Annotated in this window: 11 protein-coding genes; 1 reads left to right on the top strand and 10 read right to left on the bottom strand. The window is 59.1% G+C overall.

Annotated elements, in window-relative coordinates; genetic code table 11:
* Positions 1 to 34: 34 nt before the first annotated feature.
* From ACQ4MJ_RS07115 to ACQ4MJ_RS07070, 10 genes are all read right to left on the bottom strand, one after another.
* The gene (locus ACQ4MJ_RS07115; RefSeq protein ID WP_431149420.1) at positions 35 to 4,615 is read right to left on the bottom strand and encodes a putative Ig domain-containing protein; all 4,581 of its coding nucleotides are present in this window, start codon (positions 4,613 to 4,615) and stop codon (positions 35 to 37) included.
* Positions 4,566 to 7,541 carry a hypothetical protein gene (locus ACQ4MJ_RS07110; RefSeq protein ID WP_431149421.1) on the bottom strand — a complete coding sequence of 992 codons (2,976 nt, stop codon included), beginning with the start codon at positions 7,539 to 7,541 and terminating at the stop codon, positions 4,566 to 4,568. Before ACQ4MJ_RS07110 ends, ACQ4MJ_RS07115 begins: the two co-directional genes overlap by 50 nt.
* A gap of 2 nt (positions 7,542 to 7,543) precedes the next feature.
* A complete protein-coding gene (locus tag ACQ4MJ_RS07105; RefSeq protein WP_431149422.1) occupies positions 7,544 to 8,467 on the bottom strand; it encodes a hypothetical protein in 924 nt (307 codons plus the stop codon).
* Between the two features lie 87 nt (positions 8,468 to 8,554).
* The gene (locus tag ACQ4MJ_RS07100) at positions 8,555 to 8,950 is read right to left on the bottom strand and encodes a hypothetical protein (protein WP_431149423.1); all 396 of its coding nucleotides are present in this window, start codon (positions 8,948 to 8,950) and stop codon (positions 8,555 to 8,557) included.
* Positions 8,951 to 9,146: 196 nt separating this feature from the next.
* A complete protein-coding gene (locus ACQ4MJ_RS07095; protein WP_431149424.1) occupies positions 9,147 to 14,798 on the bottom strand; it encodes a putative Ig domain-containing protein in 5,652 nt (1,883 codons plus the stop codon).
* 29 nt (positions 14,799 to 14,827) lie between these two features.
* On the bottom strand, positions 14,828 to 15,340 hold the full coding sequence (locus ACQ4MJ_RS07090; RefSeq protein WP_431149425.1) for a hypothetical protein: 513 nt from the start codon (positions 15,338 to 15,340) through the stop codon (positions 14,828 to 14,830).
* Between the two features lie 216 nt (positions 15,341 to 15,556).
* Complete coding sequence (locus ACQ4MJ_RS07085; protein ID WP_431149426.1) at positions 15,557 to 16,063, bottom strand: hypothetical protein; 507 nt, start codon at positions 16,061 to 16,063, stop codon at positions 15,557 to 15,559.
* 69 nt (positions 16,064 to 16,132) lie between these two features.
* Entirely contained in the window at positions 16,133 to 16,528 is a 396-nt protein-coding gene (locus ACQ4MJ_RS07080) for a hypothetical protein (protein ID WP_431149427.1), read from the bottom strand.
* Between the two features lie 48 nt (positions 16,529 to 16,576).
* A complete protein-coding gene (locus ACQ4MJ_RS07075) occupies positions 16,577 to 18,055 on the bottom strand; it encodes an HlyD family type I secretion periplasmic adaptor subunit (RefSeq protein ID WP_431149428.1) in 1,479 nt (492 codons plus the stop codon).
* A 29-nt stretch (positions 18,056 to 18,084) separates the two neighbouring features.
* Positions 18,085 to 20,367: a type I secretion system permease/ATPase gene (locus ACQ4MJ_RS07070; protein ID WP_431149429.1), complete on the bottom strand. Its 2,283-nt coding sequence runs from the start codon at positions 20,365 to 20,367 to the stop codon at positions 18,085 to 18,087.
* A gap of 208 nt (positions 20,368 to 20,575) precedes the next feature.
* On the opposite strand from ACQ4MJ_RS07070, the gene ACQ4MJ_RS07065 reads away from it, so the two are divergent.
* The gene (locus ACQ4MJ_RS07065; RefSeq protein ID WP_431149430.1) at positions 20,576 to 21,586 is read left to right on the top strand and encodes a BMP family protein; all 1,011 of its coding nucleotides are present in this window, start codon (positions 20,576 to 20,578) and stop codon (positions 21,584 to 21,586) included.
* The last annotated feature ends 114 nt before the right edge of the window (positions 21,587 to 21,700 follow it).

The following is a 21,700-nucleotide window of genomic DNA, read 5'->3' as shown; positions in this document are numbered from 1 at the left end:
ACTGAGCTCGGTAGCTGGGGGAAGTCGCTGATTGCTACTGCCAGTTGGCCGCCAAGACCGGTGAGAGTGCCGACTGATAGTTGGAAGGCAAAGTGGTCTGCCCTGCAGCTGGTGGCGAAAAAGCCGCCATTGCATCAACGAGGCTCTGGACCTTCGTATCCAGCAACACTTTGCCATTGGCCCATATCTGCTCCACATGGCGGCTATCGCCGAGGTACCAATCTTTGACGATCGCTTTGTCGGTTTTGCCGATAACACTGATTTCCAGGTTGTTGCCCGCCTTGCGCAGCCACAGCTGATCATGCTGAATACCAGAACCCCATTGCAGAAGATCAACGATGCCTAAAGTGGTGTCGTTCTCAACGATGGTGTCCTGCCCGGCTCCCGCTTCAAGGAAATAGGTATCACCGCCCTTGCCTCCCGTCAGCGTGTCATTACCCGCAGCTCCGTTGATGACGTTGGCACCATCATTGCCTGTGAGCTTGTTGGCTTTGCTGTTGCCCTTGAATACGTACGGCGCATTACCGGAAAGGCTGTAGTCCGAGTATTGGTTGGCCAGCACGTAGGCGTATGTGTAGGTGGACGGTGGCGGGTTGCCGGGCCCTGTGGAAGTACCTCCACCGCCGTTATTGCCGCCTCCACCCGCGAGGACCGTGGCGATCTTGGCTTGATCCCATATGTCACCGTTGTCGAAGACGATCTGGTCAATCTTCGCATCCGCTGGTGCGCCGTCTTGGACGGTTTCGGCCTGGAAGTAGTTGTAGAAACCAATCTGATCCGTGCTCCCCATGCGTGCGAACAGGTGGTCGCCGGAGCGGAGCAATTGAACCTGCGAAGGCAACCAGCCATGGATCAACAGCTTGTCCGTGGCGGTCTTCACGTCAACAGCATCCAGTGTGTCCTGCCCATCACCTTTGGTGTACTCAAAAGTATCGTTACCCGCGCCGCCTGATTGGTAGTCATTGTTCAAGCCGCCGATCAGTATGTCTGCACCGGTTTGCCCAAACAACGAGTCATCTCCCGCGCCGCCCTCCAGGCGATCATTGCCACCGTCGCCCTGCAGTTGGTCCTTACCATCAAGGCCCCTGAGGATGTCGGCACCTCCGCCACCCAGCAGGGTGTCGGCATTGGCAGTGCCCTCTAAAACCTTGTTATCCACCCGCACAGCCAACACGAAGACGGCTGACGCAGACAGGCCCTCTTTGTCGACTGCCGTGATCTTGATCCGGAAGGTCTGGTCATTGCCAGCATGGACCGATCCACTGATCGTGCCGCTGCTTGGATCGAAGCTCGCCCAGCCGGGCAACGGAGTCCCATCTTCCAGCGCAACGGTATAGGTGAGCGCTCCTCCATCATCCGTGAAGGCACTTGAGGGAATTGACCAAGAGAACCATTCCCCATCGCTTACCTCGCGAGGATCCATGGGCTCATTCACTACTGGGGCGGCATTGCTTTTTACCAGCGCGCTGATGGCCGAATAGTCGAGATTGGATCCATCATCCAACGCAAGCACCTGAACAGGGTTGAATTCACCCGGAGTTCCTGCATTCCCAAAGAACTTCTCGATGCGCGCGGATTGGGAGTCGGACGACCGAATGATGAGATCTCCATCCTGACGCTGCATACTCAGTTTGTCCCGTGTCACGCCCTTCAATCTGAGCGCATTGGTCTCGGCGGGCACGGCCACCACATTGGCACGGATAACGTCATCGCCACCATCACTGGAGATCTCGTAGACATCGTTGCCCGTGCCCCCGATAAACACATCGCCCGAGAAGCCACCGCCAATCAACAGGTCATCACCACCGCCGCCATCTAACTCCACACCGCGCCGCGTAGCCGTCAGTGTGTCGTTACCGCCCATGCCACGCACTACCGCAGTTTGCGCGCCATTGGAGTCCCCCTGGATCAAAACAATGGAGTTGCCGCTGTCATTGCCGGTGACCGTAACGCTTGGCATCCTCCCCATGCTGACATTTGCGTGCTCGACATTGTCGGGCATGGTGTAGTCGGCTATTGCGCTGACATAGACGGTGTCGCTCCCTCCTCCAGCAACCTCAACGATGACATCGCCCACATGATCAGCGTAGTACGTGTCGTTGCCGCCACCGCCCGCCAATCTGTCTGCGCCTGCACCGCCGTCGAGGACGTTGGCACCTCCGTTGCCTGTCAGGACGTCGTTGAACGCACTGCCGACCAGTCCCTCAATGGATTTCAATGTATCCCAACCTGCTGACCCCGTATTTTGGGCACCAGCAATGGACAGAGAGACGGTGACACCGGCCGCAGCAGTTCTGTAGCTGGCCCGGTCCTCGTCGTCATTCGATCCAATCAGTGTGTCGTTGCCCTGCTGCCCGTCAAGCTCAATCGGAAGAATGCTGGTTTGCACCGCACTGGCATCGAGCACGTTGTCCAAGGAGTTGCCAAGATACTTGGCGACAACTGGATTCTGCGAGGACGAATGAATGGTATGCACCTGTGATGGTACTATTTTTAGGTTATCTAAATTATCTGCCAATTTGGCATAAAAGGCATTGGTTGACAATGTGTCTATGCCTGCATTTTGCGACTCAATGATATTGACCTTAAGTTCGCGAGATTCCTCAAGATTGGGCCAATGATATTCGTATGAAAGTGGCGCAAGAACCGTGTAGGTGTCGTTGCCAGCGCCACCTTGCAGCGTATCCAGCCCGCCGCCGCCCCAGTCCAGGGTGTTGTCTGAATCGTTGCCCACCAGAATATTTTTGAGCTTGTTCCCCGTCAAATCTCCTGAAAGTGCGCCGGTTAGGGTGAGATTTTCTACATTGTCGGGAAGCGCGTAGGAAACACTGGACTCTACCGAATCAGTGCCACCGTTTACAGCCTCGACAATGCTGTCATCACGGTTGTCCACCACATATCGATCATCGCCAGACGTGCCTACAAAATTACTAACGCTTCCGCCGCTGGTCTGCAGGTTGGCGAGAATATATTGGCGATCCCATTGCGTGCCATCGGCAAACTCAACCAGTTCGACACCTTGGTCAGGGAGAAAGAAATTTTGATCTCGTACCTCAGTGTTGCCTGTGGTCACCCGCAAAACCAATATGCCGCCCGGATAGCCATCAAAGCTCTTGATAAGCACCACGTCTGAAGGTTTAATGCCTTGGTCAAAAACGATCTTGTCGCTGCCTTCATTGGCGACTTCAACAATGGTGTCCTTGCCGTCATTCTTCCCAAATTGGTAAATGTCATTACCAAGTTGGCCCTTCAACATGTCGTTACCGCCATTGCCCCTGAGCACGTCATCGGAAAAGTATCCCCAAATGTCGTCGGTAGATGCCTCTCCCTCGAGTGAGAGACGGGCAATGGCCGCAGCGTCCCACACAACGTTCGGATAGTCCTCAAACGTCACGACATCAACCCCCTCTCCCCCAAGGCCCCTCAGCGCATGAAAATTGGGGATCCGAATACTCTCCCCCGTGTCCTTGATGGTGAACCTGATGTCGGACGGCACAAAGCGGTCACCTGCCCAGATCGACAGGTTTTCTCGGCTCACCCTGATGTCCTCCGGCTTGATGCCTGCCTTGAACTTCAGCGTATCCAGACTGTCCGCTCCACCTCTGCCGTTGGAGATCAGGTCCCGGCCGTCACCCCGCCCAAACAGGTAGGTATCCCGACCCGTACCGGACACCTGGTTGCTGTTCGCAACTCTGTTTCCACCAATCAGCTCATCGTCGCCCGGACCGCCATCGAGCGAGTCGTCTCCCAATCCACCCACCAGAGCATCGCGGCCCGCAGTGCCGACCAGAACGTCATCGCCAGAGGTCCCCACTACGACATTGGTGCCCTGATCCACCATCGATGATTTAACAAGCAGGCTCACCAATTGCTCTGCCGTAGCCCCTTGCTGATCAGTCGCAGTGATCGACAGGTTCAAACGCGTCGCCAACCCTCGCGTTGTACTCAAACGTCCGGTGGCTGGGTCGATTTGGAGCCAATCCGGTAGCGGCTTGCCATCGGCGAGCTGGGCCGAATAGGTCAGCACGTCTCCGGCATCTATATCTGTGAAGGTATCTGCGGGCAAATCGTAGGTCCAGCGCTCTCCCTCCATGAACACCTGTTCCTCCAGCGCCGCCCCCGCTATGGGGGCATCGTTGACGTTCTTCACTACCAGCGCAAACGTGTAGGCGGCTGTGGCCTGCTGATCCTTGGTGGCCAGCACTTGCACATTGAGGCTGCCCACATCGCCGTTGGCGGGCGTACCACTGAACTTGCGCGTAGCGGCGTCGAAATGCAGCCAGTCCGGCAGCGGTTGCCCATTGGCAAGCTTTGCTGAGACCGCAAATCCTTCCCCCAATGATCCGAAAACATTTGCCGGAACCTGAAAGTCGAACGCAGCGTCCTCATCCGCAACGCGGGGCGCAAAGTCGATGTTCACCAAGCTGCCGTCGGCAAGGCGCATCTCCCCTACCGGCGGGTTGTCCACCACGGATGCGGGCACCATGTCGCCATAGGTCATCTCCAGCACGTCATCCGGTTCCGGCGAGTACCGGATCTTCAGGACGTTGTTCACCCCGTCATATTCAAAAGAGATGTCGGATGCACTGATGCCCTCGCCAAACTCCAGGTTCACCTTGTCGGCAACGGGTGCCCGCCCCGCCCCATATCAGGTCGTCGCCATCACCTCCATCCAAATAGTCGTCGAACTGCTCGCCCGACATGAAATCGTTGCCTCCCAGGCCCCACAAGCTCACGGCCCCCATTTCTCCGTAGGTGGCCAGTTGCAGACCTTCGCCGTCAACATGCGCCCCCGTGATGCGCTGGTACCGCCCGCTGGGCTCGTTCTCTCCGCCCACCATCAGGTCATTGGAATCCTGGATCGGAGCCATGCCGGGTACGCTGCCGTCGCTTTGGAACTGCCAGGTGCCCCCTGGCAATTGAGGGCCTCCGGGCACGAAGTAGCCCCCCTGCAACGCATACCTCCCGGCCTCCGGCGTTGGCGGCTGCGGGCCACCAAACTCCGGCAGATCAAGACCCAACGGATTGCCAGTCCCCGCTGCCTTCGTGGTGGGCCCCAGTGATTTCATCTTCGACCAGCCGCGCACCACAATGCGCCCCGGCTCGCTGGTGTGGGTGATGATGAGGTCATCCTTCTCCGTCAGCGCGTACCGCCACAGCTTGTCTTCGCTTTGCCAGGCATTGGCCGAAACCTGCTTGCCGCCGGTGAGGACCTGACCATTGACCTCAATCTTGCCCTGCCCGTCGCTGTCCTGGACGAAATCCACGCCCCAGTCTGTTCCGAAGCGATAGATATCGTTGCCCGCGCCGCCTACCAAGGTGTCGTTGTCCGTGCCGCCGATCAAGATATCGTCACCAGTGCCGCCTTCCAGGTGGTCATCACCCGCCTTGCCGTCCAACGTGTCTGCGCCTGCGTCGCCGTAGAGGTGGTCAACAACCTCCTTTCCCGCCAGCGTGTTTTCACGGTCATCACCAAACAAGAAATGCCGCGTGGCGTCAGTTATCTTCCCCTGCCGAACCTTGTAGCCAGAGGTCAAGTCCTCAAAAAAAGTGTCTTCTAGTTGATAAGGAGACGCCGCGCCCCGTTCGTCATTCGGCGCCACATAAGACAAATCGAAAGGCTCCTTGTTCTCCGTGTTGAACCAGTTCTTGCGGGCCAACATGGCCGATCGATCTGCAAGCCACTGATCTGATACCTGCAGTCCCATGGCGGATCCCCCTTGGGCCAGCAACGCCTTGTCAGCCTTCCAATCTTCGTAGACAGCTCCCCAACTCTTGCCCATGTCCTCCAGCACGTTTTCCGGTGTATCCGTAGTGCGAAGCACAAAAGAGCTCAGCAAACGCAGCGCCAGATAGTCTCCAAAGCTCTGGCGCGCCTCGCCGTCCAGGCTCCTGCCTGTGCTGGCCAGCACCTTGAACTGACTGCCCAGAGTTGACTCCTTGATCTTCTTCTGGACCGCCTCCACGATCTCAAAAAACTTGTCACGGCCCGTGTAACCGTCTTGGTCCTTGGTCCTGGCCCAAGTGCCGCCACTGGGGTTACCTTTCAGCTGCTTTGCCTTGTCCTGCGGGCCAAGCACCATGTCAGCCAGCGCATTCGCCATTTGCTCCAGCAAGTCTCCTTCCGCCTTGCCTTGGGAATCACCCAACGATATATCGCCATCAACGCGCTTCTGGTTCGTCGCGGCCTGATAGATGGTTTTGAGCAGGCTCTGCACGCTTTCTGCATTGCGCTCCCCCTCAGGCATCAAGGAGAGCAGTGTGTTTTGCAGCGACAGCGAGTCCACCAGCAGCACCAGGCTGTGTGTATCGCCAAAATCCTTGACGGCATATTCATTGACAAGCAAGTCAGGGCTCTTGAGAGCAATCAAGTCCCTCAATATCGCCCCCCCAATTCCCCCCCGGTACAGTGGCTGGTCCTCGATCCCCACGCGCACATCCTGACCGTAATGCCACTGGCTGTTGGCCACCACGGAAGGGCTGGTGTCACCCACCACGTCGTACTGGTTGCCCAGACTTCCCGCATATTGCTTGCCGCTAAAGCCCTGCACTGCACCAGCGACGAGGGAAGCCGACTGGGTGTGCTCACTCGCAAACAACATCGCCAGCCGGTAGTTCAAATCCATGCCCGCGATGTCCTTGGCCAGCACTGGCTTCGGACTTGCAGAAGCGCCTTCCCCCGACCCACCCGCCACCAGTGTGGTAACCCTCACGGCTTCGTTGCCCAGGGTTTCAATACCTTTAAGCGCCTTCATCAACGTGGTGGCTTGTGACCCCAGCACCGTGACACCGGTGTTGGCGTCGGTGTAAAGCGCGTTGAGATCAGCCTGCGCTTGTGCAATGGTGGTTTGTCCGCTGAACAGTTCCGCTTGAATCCGCCGGTAAAAAGCGGCCAACCCTGGATGGGTGAACCGCGCCGCCAGCGAATCCGGGCTGGTGCGCAATTCATTGAACTCAGCCAGCGCGTCCTGCAGCGTGCCGTTTTTGACCAAACCTACGCCCGCGCCATTGAACGTCACCACGCGCTCCGCAGCCCCCGCATTGAGCAGGTTGAACACCGTGGCCAAGTGCCCGCCCAGGCTGTAGCCCGTCACGCTGAACGCCGGCCCTGCGCCCAGTTTGGTGGCATCTCTTTTTAGCTCCGCATACCACTGCTGCATGTCCGCGATCTGGCCCCAGGCAAACCCTGTCTCCTTGATCTCCAGCTCGTTCGTGGCTTTGTTGTCCCGTGCTGCGTCGTCGATGAATTCTGTGGAGCGCAGGCTCAGGACCACTTCGCGAGTTTCTCGGTTCCGAAACAACGTACCGCTGAAACCGGTTTTGGTGTTCGGTCGCTGATCCAGCACTTCCCATTCACCAGTGAATTTATCAGCTTGGCTTGCGACGAATCGGCTGGAGTGGTCGTTACCACTGATAAGTGCATTTACATATGCTACCCCATTATTATCGAGTCGATTCGTCTTTTCATCTCGGATAAAGGCTTCTGCGGCCATTTGTAAATGGGCGTACTTGAGATATTCAGCAATAGTCGGTGCAGTCATTTTTACCCCCTAGGCTTTAAAGTTTTGTTAATAAAACGAATGGTTTGATATCTCTGAGCAGAAGCGCCATGGCGTGAGGCAAATTCTGGGCATGCGTTATTTGCAGCCAACAACCAAGGTGAGCGTCCGCCCGCACTGCTCCCTTGCGCCCAATCCACCATATACCCGATGCGCTCGGCCATGACCTCATTGGTTTGCATATCGATGACTTTGAGAGAGCTGCCAGCAATCCAGTAGTCTCGCTCTTCACGGGTGGAAATGTCGTCGTAGGTTATGCCGTAGCGGGGGCGGGGTGCGTTGGATAGAGTTCTTTCGAGAATGTAATCGTAGATATTCAAATCGAAATTAGGATTTCTTCTTACTTCGAGCTGAACATTAGGTGCATTGGCATCCATTTTTCTAGTGGCTTTTACAGACCCCGTATACCGATACCTCACACCATCCTTGAGGTCAATGGCCTCAACGTATTTATAGCCCTTGCGATCATCACGAGGCTGCGGACTTGATGAGGTTTTTTGCCACGATTCATAAAAACTCTCCAAGAGAACTTCTATATATCCATCTCCATCAACATCACTCCCATACGGATCATCCAGCACATACTGTTCATCAAAATTCAGCCCCTTCGGGCGCAGCTTCATCAAGAAAATCCCCTCCACGTCCTCCACCGTGCGGTGGATAAACACCCCAGCCTTTTTGCACCGCTCGCGAAACATTTCTGCCGCGATGCGCTGGCGTTCCTTTGGCGATTGCTGCTGCACGGATGCCGGGGCGTCGGCAGCCATGGCGCGGGGGGTGGATTCGCCAGCGCAAACCGCCACCATCAGGACCACGCCCCAAAGCACACGGCGCCAAGGCAGGGAGGGCACACCAACGGGTCTTTGGCGGTTGCGCAAGGGGGGTTTCGCTTGAATAGGGTTTTTCATGAAAACTTGGTGTTCTGCGCTTATCTGTATTGGTTTTTATGCTAATGTTCTAATAGCATTTCAATATTCACTCGGGCTTTGGAATTTCTAACTCCCCCCGTCCACCCCCAACATCTGCATCGGGGAATACGACCCCACCATCAAGCTCCCCGTGCTGGCCACTGGCGCTGGCGCAAACCCCGCCATGGCCTGTATCAGCTGCTGCAGCGCGCCATCGGTGGTTTGGGTAATCGGGTTGGGGGTTGGCTGCATATAAGCCCAAGGCTTGACCGTGAAGGTCTCCCAGTTCCCTTCGTTGCGTGGTTGGTCCTGCCAATAACTTGCAAACACATCCAGGTACGACTGGGCTATCCAATCGGGCGTGACTTGCCAGGGCTTGTTCAACCCCATGAATGCCTGGCCTTGTTCTTCAGCATTCCAGCGATAGGGCTCGACCGTGCCCCGGTAGGTTTGCGTTGCTTCGTCAAACTGCATGTTGTTCATGGCTGATTTCTCCAGGTTGTTGGTGCAAAAAATCTGGCGGCCGCATTGCCGTGCGCCTTCTGTGGCTTACACGCGCTTCAGAGCGGACGTCCGCCTTTGTCGACTTTGTTGATTCACAGTGGTCGGTACCGCGCCAAGGCCCGCTAGTTGAAGGTGCGGGCCTTGGGTATCTATGCGGCCTTGCGACCGCCGAGCTTCACTGCCAGTTGGCTGCCAACGCAGGAGCCAGCGCAGACTGGTAAGCGGCAGGCAGCGTGGTCTGCCCGGCTGCAGGGGGCGCAAACGCCGACATCGCCTGCACTAGGTTGTGCACCTGGCCGTCCAGCAGCGTCTTGCCGTCCGACGTCTTGATCTGCTCCATGTGGAACTGATTGCCGCTGCTGTACCAGTTCTTGACCACGATGGTGTCCTGGCTGCCCAGCACATTCAGTGTCAAGTCGTTGCCCACCTGCGTGAACCACAGCTGATCGGAGCGAACATCTTCCAGCATCAGCACGTCTTGCCCGCCGCCGTCGCTGATGGTGTCTTGCCCATCGCCCCGGGCGAACAGGTAGCGGTCGTCGCTCCAGTCGGTGCTGGTGAACTGGTCATCGCCCAAGCCACCGCGCAGCGTGTTGCCGCCACCGCCCGCGTTGACGATGTCATCCCCCTCACCCGCGTCGATGGTGTCTGCACCCCAGGTGGTGGTGATCTGGTCATCGCCAGCGCCGGTGGCGATGGTGTTGATGCCATCGGCACGAACCACATCGTTGCCCGAACCGGTGATGACCGTGTTGGTCCCACCGCCCGCATCGATGGTGTTGGCGCCGTCACCCGCATCAATCTGGTCATTGCCCCAGCTGCCCGTGATGGTGTCGTTGCCCGCGCCCGCTGTGATCACACTGCTGGCACCGTTGGCGCGGATGGTGTTGTTGCCCTCGCCGCCGCTCAGGCGGTCATTGCCCCAGCCGCCGGTGATCTCGTCATCACCCTCGCCACCATCGAGCACGTTTTGCGGCCCGCCCGTGGCGACCAGACGGTCGTTGCCCTTGCCGCCAGACAGGGTGCTGCTCGCCCAGCTGCCGGTGAGTGTGTCGTTGCCATTGCCGCCGACCAAAGGTGTGTTCTGGTCATCGGCGTGCAGCACCTGGTCTCCGCTGCCGGACGATTGCGGCGCCACCGTGACAGCAAACACCGTGCTGGCCGTTCCCCCTGCGGGATCGGTGGCATGCACACGGATGGACAGACTGCCCACTGCAGCACTGCCGGGCGTGCCACTGAAGGTGCGCGTGGCTGCTTCAAACTGCACCCAGGAAGGCAAGGCACTGCCGTCGGCCAGTGTGGCCGAGTAAACCAGCGCCTGCCCCTCCGGATCGGTGAAGGTGCCAGCAGGCAGCGTGTAGGCCCATGCTGCGCTCTCTGTGGCGGTGGCATCTGCAGGTGCAGCCGTCACCGTGGGTGGGTTGTTGGTGGCAGGCGTGCCGGGCGCCACCACCACTTGCAGGCTCTGGCTGGCCGTGGCACCCGCGCCGTCGGTGGCGGTGACCACAACCTCCAGCACCCCGGCAGAGCCAGCCGGGGCCAGGCCAGAGAAGGTACCCGTGGCCGCATCAAACTGCAGCCATGCGGGCAAGGCCGCACCTGCAAGGCTTGCCTGCAAGCTCAGGCTGTCGCCAGCGTCCACATCCGCAAAGGCATCCGAAGGCAGGGCAAAGGCCAGGGCCTCGCCCTCCTTGACCTGCTGGGAGGGCAGCGGTGCACCCACCGTGGGGGCATCGTTGACATTGCGCACCTGCAGCGCCAAGGGCTGCTCGGCACTGGCGCCCTGGGGGTCGGTGGCACGCACCACGATGGCCAGGTTGGCAGCATTGCCAGTCACATCACCATTGTCCGGCGTGCCGCTGAAGGTGCGGGTGGCCGCATCAAACTGCAGCCAGGTGGGCAAGGCACTGCCATCGGCCAAGGTGGCGGTGTAGACCAGCGCGTCGCCCGCATCCGGGTCGGTAAACGCATCGGCGGGCACCGTGTAGGTCCAGGCCGTGTCCTCGTCCACGCTGGCGTTGGGCAGCGGCTGCCCGGCCAGCGGCACGCCATTGGCACTGGCGGTGATGTCCAGCGTGAAGCCGGTGCTGGCGCTGAGCCCGCCCGCGTCGGTGGCGGTTACCGTAAGGCTCAGCGGGCTGGCCGGTGCACTTGCAGGTGCTGTGCCGCTGAAGGTGCGGGTGGCAGCATCAAAGCTCAGCCATGTGGGCAAGGCACTGCCATCGGCCAGCGTTGCACGGTAGGCCAGGGTGTCGCCCGCATCGGGGTCAGCAAATGTGGTAATCGGCACCAGGTAGGTCCAGGCCTCGCCCTTGCGGGCAATGGCATCGGACAGGCTCGTGGCCACGGTGGGGGCACGGTTGACGGGATCCGGATCGGGCGGGGTGGACGTGGGAGTGGCGTCTGCAATGGCTTTGACAAACTCGGCCGTGGTGTAGATCTTGCCGGCCCAGTTGATGCTGAAGTTGCCAGAGAGCTTGACGGTGTCGTTGGCTGAGTAGCGCAAGGTCCAGTCGCTGCCGGTGCCCGTCAGCTGCATGGTGCTGAGCGTGCCGCCGCTGAGCACGACCGTGTTGTTGCCCGCAGCGTCGGTGGCCGTGCTGATGACGCCTGCATCGTCGCCCAGGTCAAACGCGTACGTGTCGTCGCCATCACCGCCTTGCAGTTGATCCAGCCCCAGGCCGCCGTGCAGGATGTCGCTGCCGGAGCCCCCTTCCAGAATGTCGGCTCCGCCATCGCCTTGCAGGGTGTCGTTGCCTTCGCCGCCCAGCAGGCGGTCTGCGCCTTCGCCACCATTGAGGGTATCGTCGTCTTCGTTGCCCGACAGCTCGTCGTCCCCGGCACCTCCGAGCAAGAGGTCGCCGCCAGCTTCACCAAACAGCTTGTCGCTGCCCGCGCCGCCTTCCATCACGTCTACCTTGGCGCCGCCATACATGCGGTCATCGCCTTCGTCGCCGTACATCAGGTCCTGCCCCGCGTCGGCTTCTGCCGTGGTGGTGGCTGTCGCGTTGTCGTCGCCAAACATCAGGTCGTTGCCAGCGCCGCCATACATCACATCGCTGCCGGTCTGCCCTGCCATCCAGTCATCGCCCTCGCCACCGTCCATCACATCGCCGCCACCGTTGGCGTCAAGCCGCAGGTTGCTGATCAGGCCCACAGGCGCGGTGAGGGTGTGGTCGTTGGAGCCGGAAGTTGCCCACGTCCAGTTAAAGGCCTGCCCAGACGCCACGGTGACCGCATGCAGGCTGTAGTTGCCCGCAGAAACCTTGACCATGTCGCCAGCCGCATCACTCCAGATGAACGACTGCGTGAGCGATTCCGCATAGTCCAGGCCGATGGCTTTGGAAAACGGCGTGTAGCGCGCGTCCCCCAGCATCAGGTCCGCGCCGGCACCGCCCTTCATCACATCCTCACCCGCGCCGCCAAACACTACATCGCTGCGGCGGCTGCCATTCAGGATGTCGTTGCCCAGTTCGCCACTGAGCCAGTCGCCGCGGTCACCGCTGTCTGCGCCGGTGGTGGCGTTCTCGCCGTTGTCAAAACCGCCCCAAAGCTGGTCGTCTCCCGCACCGCCCATCAGCACATCCGATCCATCACCGCCAAAGGCGATGTCGTTGTCCGTGGTGTTGGTGCCGACAGCATTGGCACCGGTGCGGATGAATTCACGCCCCGTGCCACCCACCACCATGTCGTCGCCACTGAAGGTGTTGACGTAGTTGCTGTTGCCGCCCCCGGTGGTGATCACATCGCTGTAGGCGCTGCCGTTGAACGAGTCGCTCTTGGTGCCACCCGCAAAGTACACCCCCTTGGGCGCGGCTGCAGCATCAAACGCCAGGTACGCATTGCTGTTGGGGTAGAGCAGCTCCACGCGCTCGGGCTTGGAAACGGGCGCGCCGATGGACAGGCCAAACTGGCCGTCCTTCCAACCCTTGAGGTCCGCCACCGCCGCATACTGGCCGGTGCCCGCATCCTTGGCAGAAAGCCGCCACACGCCATCGACCGTGGTGCGCAGCTGGTAGGCCTTGTCGGTGCTGTAGTAGATGTCGCCACCCATGCCTTCCACCAGGCTGAAGGCGCCTTTGACGGCGGTGCCGTTGACTTCGATGACGTTGGCACCTTGGGTGTCGGTGATGGTGTCGATGCCGTCCGAGCCGGTTTGGAGGCGGTAGGTGTCGTTGCCGTCGCCGCCCAGCAGGGTGTCGCCACCTGCGCCGCCGTCCAGGATGTCGTCGTTGGCATTGCCTTCGAGGTGGTCAGCACCGCCTTGGCCGGATAGGGTGTCGTTGCCTGCGCCGCCGTAGAGGTGGTCCTCTTTGCTGCCCCCTGCGAGGATGTTTGCTTTTTCGTCGCCGAAGCGGAATTGTCTTCTGTCAGCGTCGCCCGTGAGAATCGATCCCAGGCGCAGGTCCGTTTGGCTGGCAGTGTCAACGAAACGCAGGTCCTGAGGACCGCTGATAGTGGTATTGGTGTTGTCCTCCTGATTGCGCTTTATCAGTGCATCCAGCATTGCAGCACGGTCTGCAATCCACTGATTGCTGAATGTGGCGGGAGTTGCAGAGGTCTTGTCTGACTCCCAGGCAACATAGTCTGCGCTCCGGCTGGATTGCCAGATGGCGGTGAGCTGTGCATCCGCTGCAGCGTCTTTGCCTGCAATCCATAGCGGGCTGAGGTCTTTCAGTGCTATTAATGCGCCGAAGTTGGTGCGCGCGGCGGTGCGCAATTCAGTGCTGGCAGCGCGGATGAGCAACTGGTCATCCAATCCTTTAACCAAAGGGTTGTTTTGAAAAGTTTCCAAAGTAGCATGGTATGTCCCGCGCGAGCTGGCATTGCCGCTGACATCACCGACTGGTAGTGCCTCAACGTTGGGGCCAGCGAGAACCTTGCGAACTGCATCAAACACGCCTTCATAGCTGGCGGCCATGTCGTTGCTGCCCGCTTTTATCATTGTGTTGAGTTTGTCAAAGCTCAAGCTGGGATCAAGTTTCTCCAGTACGGCACCGAGCGCAAGGTAATCGGTCAACTTGTACATGTAATGGTTGGCGATGACCCGGTCAGCGCCACCACTGAGCACGGCTTCTTGCTCCAGCCCAGTTCGACTACCATATTGATTGAACCCCGGGAGCCTCATGTCGCCGAGGCTGTTGGTGGTGAATTCGATGCCATTTGCGCCGAAGTAGTTTGTTTGCTTGGCGCCGGTGCCCCCGAAGCTTCCATTCAAGCCAAGCACGTTGGCAATCTGGTCGTAGCTGCTTTGAATGTTGAACGCTGCAGCATTGCTAAATCCCGCGCTATTAAAGGTGCTGACCGACTGAACACCTGCTTGGTTGCCAAACAAACGCGTGAACGCTGTCGTCAGGTAGCCGCCCAGGCTGTGGCCATTGACAGAGGTGATGCTTGTAGCCGTTGAGACCTCGCCCGTGCCGGCTACCGATGCGGCCAGCGTGTAGCCGCTCTGAGTTAGAAACTGAATTTGCTGGCTTTGTTCGCCGACCGGTGTCTTGACGCGCAGCCACCAATTGACCATGTCAACTATCTGCGTGATGGGAACGCCGGAGGCCGCCAGCCCAACATCGTCGGCAATATCCTCAAGCCCTTGCGTACCGCGCATGGAGACGTACACCTGACCGGCATACGGCGTGCCCGCCTTACCTTGCCATACGACGGCGTCAAAGCCGTTGCCCAGGGGTTTTGAACTTTCGACACTGCTGAGGATGGTGAAGTTGGCTGCAAGGTAGTTGGCTTGGGTTTCGCTGAGGCGCTTCTCAAAATCTCCGGCGTTAATTGCCCCAGTTTTTAGACTCTCCACGTAGGCTGCGTCAGCGAGCAAAGCGTTAATGTATGCTTTTTGAATATAACTCATTTTTTGCTCACGTAGATAAGATTAACTTTTTTTTCAAACGACAAGTATTTTTTGTGGTCAACATGTCGTGGTTGCGATATTGAACAGGTGTATTGCCCCCCAAGCATTATCAGTCCACCCAATCGTCCGCCACCTGTCGTGAAGTAGTCATATGTCGCAATCACTTCATTCGTATCTGCATCGATAATTTCTCGATGCTGGCGCTCAATGGGTATAATATTTCCCGCAAGTAGCTCCAACCTAGCTGGTAACTCTTTAGCCTTCTTGGTTTTTTCGGCTGTGGAAAAAATCTGAAGCCCAGTCTGCTCATCGCAAAGCCTTTCAAACTGCCGCATCCCCACGATATGGTCTGCAAATGGTCCAACCATGAGAGACAGAAACAGGATGGAACTAAGCACCCACTGCCATGCAGGCGTGGAGATACCGAGCCACTTGGGCACGCGCGAGGCCAGAAACCAACTTAACCAGAGCCAAAACACCCCCACCGCCAAAAATGACAGTCCAATCATTTACTTGAGCCTTTTATTTGCCAAGACTTCAATGCATTCACCAAAAGCGCTTTGATGTAGGTATCATTAGTGTTCGTCATGCTTGCACATTGTTTTCATAAATTTGCTTTCAGATTTCTTTAATAATATTTAAATAAAATCCATGAACGAATACAGCTTTCTCCAGAGGAGAATTTACATATAAATAGTTGATTATAAGTATTGAGATATTTAAACTTATTCCTGATAGATAAAGTTAAATCTTTTTGCAAGAGGCAGATTCCCCGGCCCACTGCAAGTTGATGGTTGAACCAGCAATGGCGGGACACTGTGTCCCATGGCAATAGCACGAAGCAACCACCCGCTTTCAGCTACATAGCTGTTGGCACTTGCCAATTCTTCATTGGTTTCCTTGTCTCGATAACTTGTATGAGAATATCGAATTGGAATCGCTGTGTTGGTCATGTACTCACCCACTGGAGTTGTAATGCTTGAAATTATTTTTCCATTTATTTTTTTAACGTCGACTTCTAATCCTGCATCTGCGCGACATAGACCCCTAAATTGATAGCCGCCAATGATTTCATCCGCAAATGCAAGTATGAGGATCGCCGCAACGGCGAATGTAGTAATTACGCACCTCCCTCGCTGCATTTTTGAGAATCGCTTCACGGCAAGTCCAACAACAAGCCAGACGAGCAGCACCACGAAAATAACCAGCATGCATAAAATTAAGCCAATCATGCTGATACTCTGTCGCAAAATGCATTTTTAGTTTGATTTTTTGAAATAGCGCTTGGTTTGCGCAAATTTCTAAGCATTTGTGCCCACCCCCAACATCTGCGTCGGGGAATACAACCCCACCATCAAGCCCCCCGCGCTGGCCACTGGCGCTGGCGCAAACCCCGCCATGGCCTGTATCAGCTGCTGCAGCGCACCATCGGTGGTCTGGGTCAGCATGTTTGGGGTTTGCTCCATATAAGCCCAAGGCTTGACCGCAAATATCTCCCCGCCACCTTCGTTGTTCCACTGGCCCTGCCAATAGCTTGTAAACACATCCAGGTGCGACCGGGCTATCCACTCCGGTGTGACCTGCAGAGGCTTGTTAAACCCCGTGAATACCTCGCCTTGTTCTTCCGCATTCCAGCGATAGGGATCGATCATTCCCAGGTACGTTTGCGTTGTTTCGTCGAAATGCATGTTGGTCATATTGATTTCCTCCAGTTGGTGATTTACATGTATTCAGTGATTGGTAGGTCACCGCTCCCTCAAACTCTCACTCCCTGCCCGTTGAATCGGACTGAGCAGATACTCAATCACCCTGCGTTGGCCTGTTTTGATCTCCGCCGTGATATTCATCCCCGGCGCCAGCTTGACCTGTTTACCGTCCACATCAATGCTGGTCTGGCTGAGCTTGAGCAAAGCCGGGAAGATCGCCCCGCGCTTTTCGTCATTCACCGCGTCCTGCGTGACCTTGTCCACGCTGGCCTTGACGGTGCCGTACCGGGTGAACGGAAACGTCTCCAGCTTGATCGCCACGTCCTGCCCCGAGGCCACAAACCCGATGTCCTTGTTCTCCAGCGTGACCTCGGCGCTCACGCTGGCGGCATCGGGCACGATCACCATCAGGGCCTGGGCTTCGGTGACCACGCCGCCTTCGGTGTGCAGGGCCAATTGCTGCACGGTGCCCGCCACGGGGGCCGTGAGGGTGGCCAGTTGTTCGCGCTGGGTGGCTTTGGTGAGTTCTTGCCCGGTCTGGTGGCGCTTGAGGTCAGCCTGGGCCTGGCGTTCGCTCAGGGCGCGTCGGGTTTCTGCCAAGTAGGCGCTGCGGGTTTGGTCGGCTTCGCGCAGGGCGGCCTGGGCTTCCTGGTATCTGGCCTGCTGGGTGGCCAGGTCGCGTTCAAGCTCGATGCGTTCGCGGGTGCGGTCCTGGTTGGCGTGGCCGGACATGAAGCCTTGGGCGGTGAGGGCCTGGAAGTCTTGCTCGCGCTGGCGGGCGATGGGCACGGTGGCTTCGAGCTTGCCGATCATTGCTTGCACGGTGGCCATCTCGGCTTGGCGGCGCTGGTGTTCGGCCGACAGCTTGGCCAGGCGGGCGGTGATGTCGCTCCATTCAGCGGCCAACTGGGCCTGGGTGTCGGCCTTGTCGGCTGCTGTCCAGTCTGCTGGGGTGTCCTGGTTAAGAGCTTTTTTGGCATCTAGCGCTTGATGGGTATGCGCTACCAGCTCTTGTTTTGATAGCATTTGCAGCAAGGCCCGGGCGCGCAGCCAGTCGGACTGGGCGGCTTTGCGAGTCTCAAACAGGCTGGCTTTGTCGGCCTGGGCGGTGGTGGGGTCCAGCTCCACCAGGGCTTGGCCTGCTTCCACATGGTCGCCGTCTTTGACCAGGATGCGTTGCACCACGCTGCGCTCCAAGGGCTGGATGACCTTGGTGCGGTCGCTGACGATGATGCGGCCGGGGGCCACGGCCACGATGTCGATCTTGCCGAAGATGGCCCAGGCCAGGGCGATGAGGAACAGCGCCATGAGCACAAAGGCAATGCGCCGGGGTGCGGGGTGGACGGGAGTTTCTTGCAGGCTCAGGGCGGCGGGCAGGAAGGCCTGCTCGTCGGTCAGCCGGGCGGGGCCAGCCAGCTCATGGCGATGCTGCCAGGCGGCTTTGAAGATGGCGCGGTAACGGGCCAGCAGTTCGATGGCGGGGTGGCGCGGGGTGGCGGGGGCCGCCGCGTTTGCCATCGTGGGTGCGGTTGTTGTTGTTGCGCTGTTCATGCCGCTGCCTCCGGGACCGGTGTGGCACTACCAGTTGGTGGCCCAGCCCGGCTCCCATCCTGCATGCGCCACAGGTGGGCGTACAGGCCTTGCTGCTTTTGTATCAAGGCGTCGTGTGGGCCGGCTTCCACGATGCGGCCCTTGTCCATGACGATGATCCGATTGGCATGGCGCACGGCAGACAGGCGGTGCGCAATGATGAGCACGGTGCGGCCCTGGCAGATGTGCTGCATGTTGCGCTGAATGATGGCTTCGGATTCGTAGTCGAGTGCGCTCGTGGCTTCGTCCAGGATGAGGATGCGGGGGTTGGTGAACAGGGCGCGGGCAATGGCAACGCGCTGGCGCTGGCCGCCTGAGAGGCTGCCGCCCTGCTCGCCCACCAGGGTGTCGTAGCCTTCGGGCAGTTCGCTGATGAAGTCGTGGGCGCCGGCCAGTTGGGCGGCGTGCACGACTGCTTCAATCGGGGCGGCGGGGTCGGCAATGGCGATGTTCTCGCGCACGCTGCGGTTAAAGAGCAGGTTTTCTTGCAGCACCACGCCCACCTGGCGGCGCAGTTGGGCGGCGTCGATGAGGCTAATGTCGATGCCATCGACCAGGATGCGGCCTTGCTCGGGGGTGTACAGGCGCTGGACTAATTTGGTGAGCGTGCTTTTGCCGGAGCCCGAGCGGCCCACGATGCCGATGACTTCGCCGGGGCGCACATCCAGGCTGACGCCGCCGAGCACCGGGGCAGCTTCGGGGCGGTATCTGAAGTGGATGCCATCCAGGGTGATGCGGCCATTGATGGGCGGCAGCTGGGCGGCGCTGCTAGGGGGCACTTCAGTGCGGGTGTTCAGGATGTCGCCCAGGCGGGCCATGGAGATGCCGGTCTGCTGGAAGTCGGTCCACAGCTGGGCCATGCGCATGATGGGCTGTGCCACGCGCTGGGCAAACATGTTGAAGGCCACAAACTGCCCCACGGTGAGTTCGTTGCCCATGACCAGGTGGGCGCCGTACCACAGGGTGGCGGCGTTGACGAGCTTGCCGATCAGGTTGACGCCTTCGTGTGCCCAGCTAGCCAGGTTCTGGGTCTTGAAGCTGGCGCTGACGTAGGCGGCAAGCTGGTTGTCCCAGCGGCGGGCGAACGATGGCTCCAGCGCGCTGGCCTTGACGGTCTGGATGCCGGTCACGGTCTCTACCAGCATCGACTGGTTCTCTGCACCCCGCGCAAATTTAACGTCCAGCCGCTTGCGCAGGATGGGCACGATGGCCAGGCTCAGGCCAAAGTACAGGGGCAGGCTCACCAGCACGATCAGCGTCAGCGGCACGCTGTAGAACAACATGACGGCGATGAAGATCACCGAGAACAGCACATCCAGCACGACAGTGAGGGCATTGCCGGTCAAGAAGCTGCGGATGTTCTCCAGCTCACGCACCCGGGCTACCGAATCGCCCACGCGCCGCGCCTGGAAGTACGCCAGGGGCAGCTGCACCAAATGCCGGAACAGCCGGGCACCCAGCTCTACATCAATGCGGCTGGTGGTGTGGCTGAAGACATAGGTGCGCAGGCCGTTGAGCACGCTCTCGAACACCACTACGACGACGAGGCCGATCACCAGGACGTCCAGGGTAGTGATGCCGCGGTGCACCAGCACCTTGTCCATCACGACCTGGAAGAACAGGGGGCTGACCAGGGCGAAGAGCTGCAGCATGAAGGAGATCAGCAACACCTCCCCCAAAAGCTTGCGGTGTTTGATGAGGCTGGGGATGAACCAGGAGAAGTCGAACTTGGCGAGGTCGCCCGCCAGGCTGGCGCGGCTGGTGACCAAAATAAGCGCGCCCGTCCATTGAGCGGCGAACACCTCCAGGGATTCAATGACGGGGCGGCCCCCAGTGCCGCTGGCGCCAGGGTCTTGCAGCAGCACCCGCTGGCCATCGCATTGGGCCAGCACCACGGTGCGAGCCGAACCATCGTCCGCGCGCAGCAGGGCCAGGGCGGGCAAAGGGGACAGGGGCAGCCGCTCCAGGGTGGTGCGCGAGAGCTTGGCTTTAAGGCCCAGGTGTTTGGCTGCCCGCAGCACGTCGTCGGTGCTGGCGCTCTGGCTGGGCTGCAGGCCCAGTTGGTGGGCCAGGGTGGCGGGGTCTGCGGCTATTTGGTGAAAGCGCGCTATCAACGCCAGCGCCACCAAGGCATCGCAAGTAGGCGCGCCAACTTGGGGCAATTGGATCGGCGCTACGGATTCGGGCGCGGGCGCGGCCACAGGGGGGATGCACGCATCCCCTGCTTCATGTTTTGACATCTTCTCCCCTTTTAGGGGCCGGATGCTAAGTGCAACGAATCTGAAAACTTTGTAATCGGCTTGCGTTCAGCGCAGGTTCTTGAAACAGAATGTTTGAAGACTTGCATACCGCGCGCACAGGAGGCACGCTAGGGATTGTGTGCATGCTTATTGCTTATGCCCGAGCACACTTCTTACACCTTTGTTGCATTCCACAAGGAACCCCACCATGACCACTCGCCGCATATTCACCGGACGCCTGCTCTGCACCTCCATGGCCCTCTGGGCTGCCATGGCGATGGCGCCCTCATTGGCCTTCGCGCAGTCCAAGCTCAAGGTCGCGGCTATCTACACAGTGCCTTTTGAGCAGCAATGGGTCAGCCGTATCCACAAGGCCCTGAAGGCCGCTGAAGCACGTGGCGAGATCGAATACAAGGCCAGCGAAAACGTCAGCAACGCCGACTACGAGCGCGTGATGCGCGAATACGCCACCGGCGGCAACCAGCTCATCCTGGGCGAGGCCTTTGCGGTGGAAGCCGCCGCCCGCAAGGTGGCCAAGGATTTCCCCAAGACGTCCTTTCTGCTCGGCTCCTCCGGCAAGCCGCAGGCGCCCAACTTCAGCGTGTTCGACAACTACATCCAGGAACCCGCTTACCTCAGCGGCATGGTCGCGGGCGGCATGACCAAGACGAACAAGATCGGCATGGTGGGCGGCTTCCCCATCCCCGAGGTCAACCGCCTGATGCACGCCTTCATGGCAGGCGCCAAAGAGACCAACCCCAAGGTCGAGTTCACCATCACCTTCATCAACAGCTGGTTTGACCCGCCCAAGGCCAAGGAAGCCACCTTTGCAATGATCGACAAGGGCGCCGACGTGCTCTACGCCGAGCGTTTTGGCGTGAGCGACGCGGCCAAGGAAAAGGGCAAGCTCGCCATCGGCAACGTGATCGACACCCAGCCGCAGTACCCCGACACGGTGGTGGCATCGGCCATCTGGCACATGGAGCCCAGCATCGACCGTGCGCTCAAGCTGGTCAAGGAAGGCAAGTTCACCGCCGAAGACTACGGCCCGTACTCGATGATGAAGCACAAGGGCTCTGAACTCGCGCCGCTGGGCACGTTCGAGAAGAAGGTGCCCGCCGACATCGTGGCCAAGGTCAAGGCGAAAGAGGCCGACATCCTGGCGGGCAAGTTCACCGTTAAGGTGGACGACAGCCAGCCAAAATCGACGGCCAAGTAGGCACTGAATGTAGCGGGCACCCACCCTGCCCGCCCCTGTTCCAGTCTGTGCACAGGCCACCCCAGCAAAGCGGTGGCCTGTTTGTTTTTTTCGCGTTGACTGCGCACACCGCTG

Source organism: Acidovorax facilis, from assembly GCF_050626955.1.
GTDB lineage: Bacteria > Pseudomonadota > Gammaproteobacteria > Burkholderiales > Burkholderiaceae_C > Acidovorax > Acidovorax facilis.
Note: the sequence above shows the minus strand (reverse complement) of the source record. Positions and strands in the feature narration are given on the sequence as shown.

Excerpts from the sequence above, each read along its gene's own strand:
- ACQ4MJ_RS07080 (WP_431149427.1), bottom strand. The coding sequence starts at position 16,528 with ATGACCAACATGCATTTCGACGAAACAACGCAAACGTACCTGGGAATG.
- ACQ4MJ_RS07100 (WP_431149423.1), bottom strand. The coding sequence starts at position 8,950 with ATGAACAACATGCAGTTTGACGAAGCAACGCAAACCTACCGGGGCACG.
- ACQ4MJ_RS07075 (WP_431149428.1), bottom strand. The coding sequence starts at position 18,055 with ATGGCAAACGCGGCGGCCCCCGCCACCCCGCGCCACCCCGCCATCGAA.
- ACQ4MJ_RS07090 (WP_431149425.1), bottom strand. The coding sequence starts at position 15,340 with ATGATTGGACTGTCATTTTTGGCGGTGGGGGTGTTTTGGCTCTGGTTA.
- ACQ4MJ_RS07070 (WP_431149429.1), bottom strand. The coding sequence starts at position 20,367 with ATGTCAAAACATGAAGCAGGGGATGCGTGCATCCCCCCTGTGGCCGCG.
- ACQ4MJ_RS07105 (WP_431149422.1), bottom strand. The coding sequence starts at position 8,467 with ATGAAAAACCCTATTCAAGCGAAACCCCCCTTGCGCAACCGCCAAAGA.
- ACQ4MJ_RS07085 (WP_431149426.1), bottom strand. The coding sequence starts at position 16,063 with ATGATTGGCTTAATTTTATGCATGCTGGTTATTTTCGTGGTGCTGCTC.
- ACQ4MJ_RS07110 (WP_431149421.1), bottom strand. The coding sequence starts at position 7,541 with ATGACTGCACCGACTATTGCTGAATATCTCAAGTACGCCCATTTACAA.
- ACQ4MJ_RS07065 (WP_431149430.1), top strand. The coding sequence starts at position 20,576 with ATGACCACTCGCCGCATATTCACCGGACGCCTGCTCTGCACCTCCATG.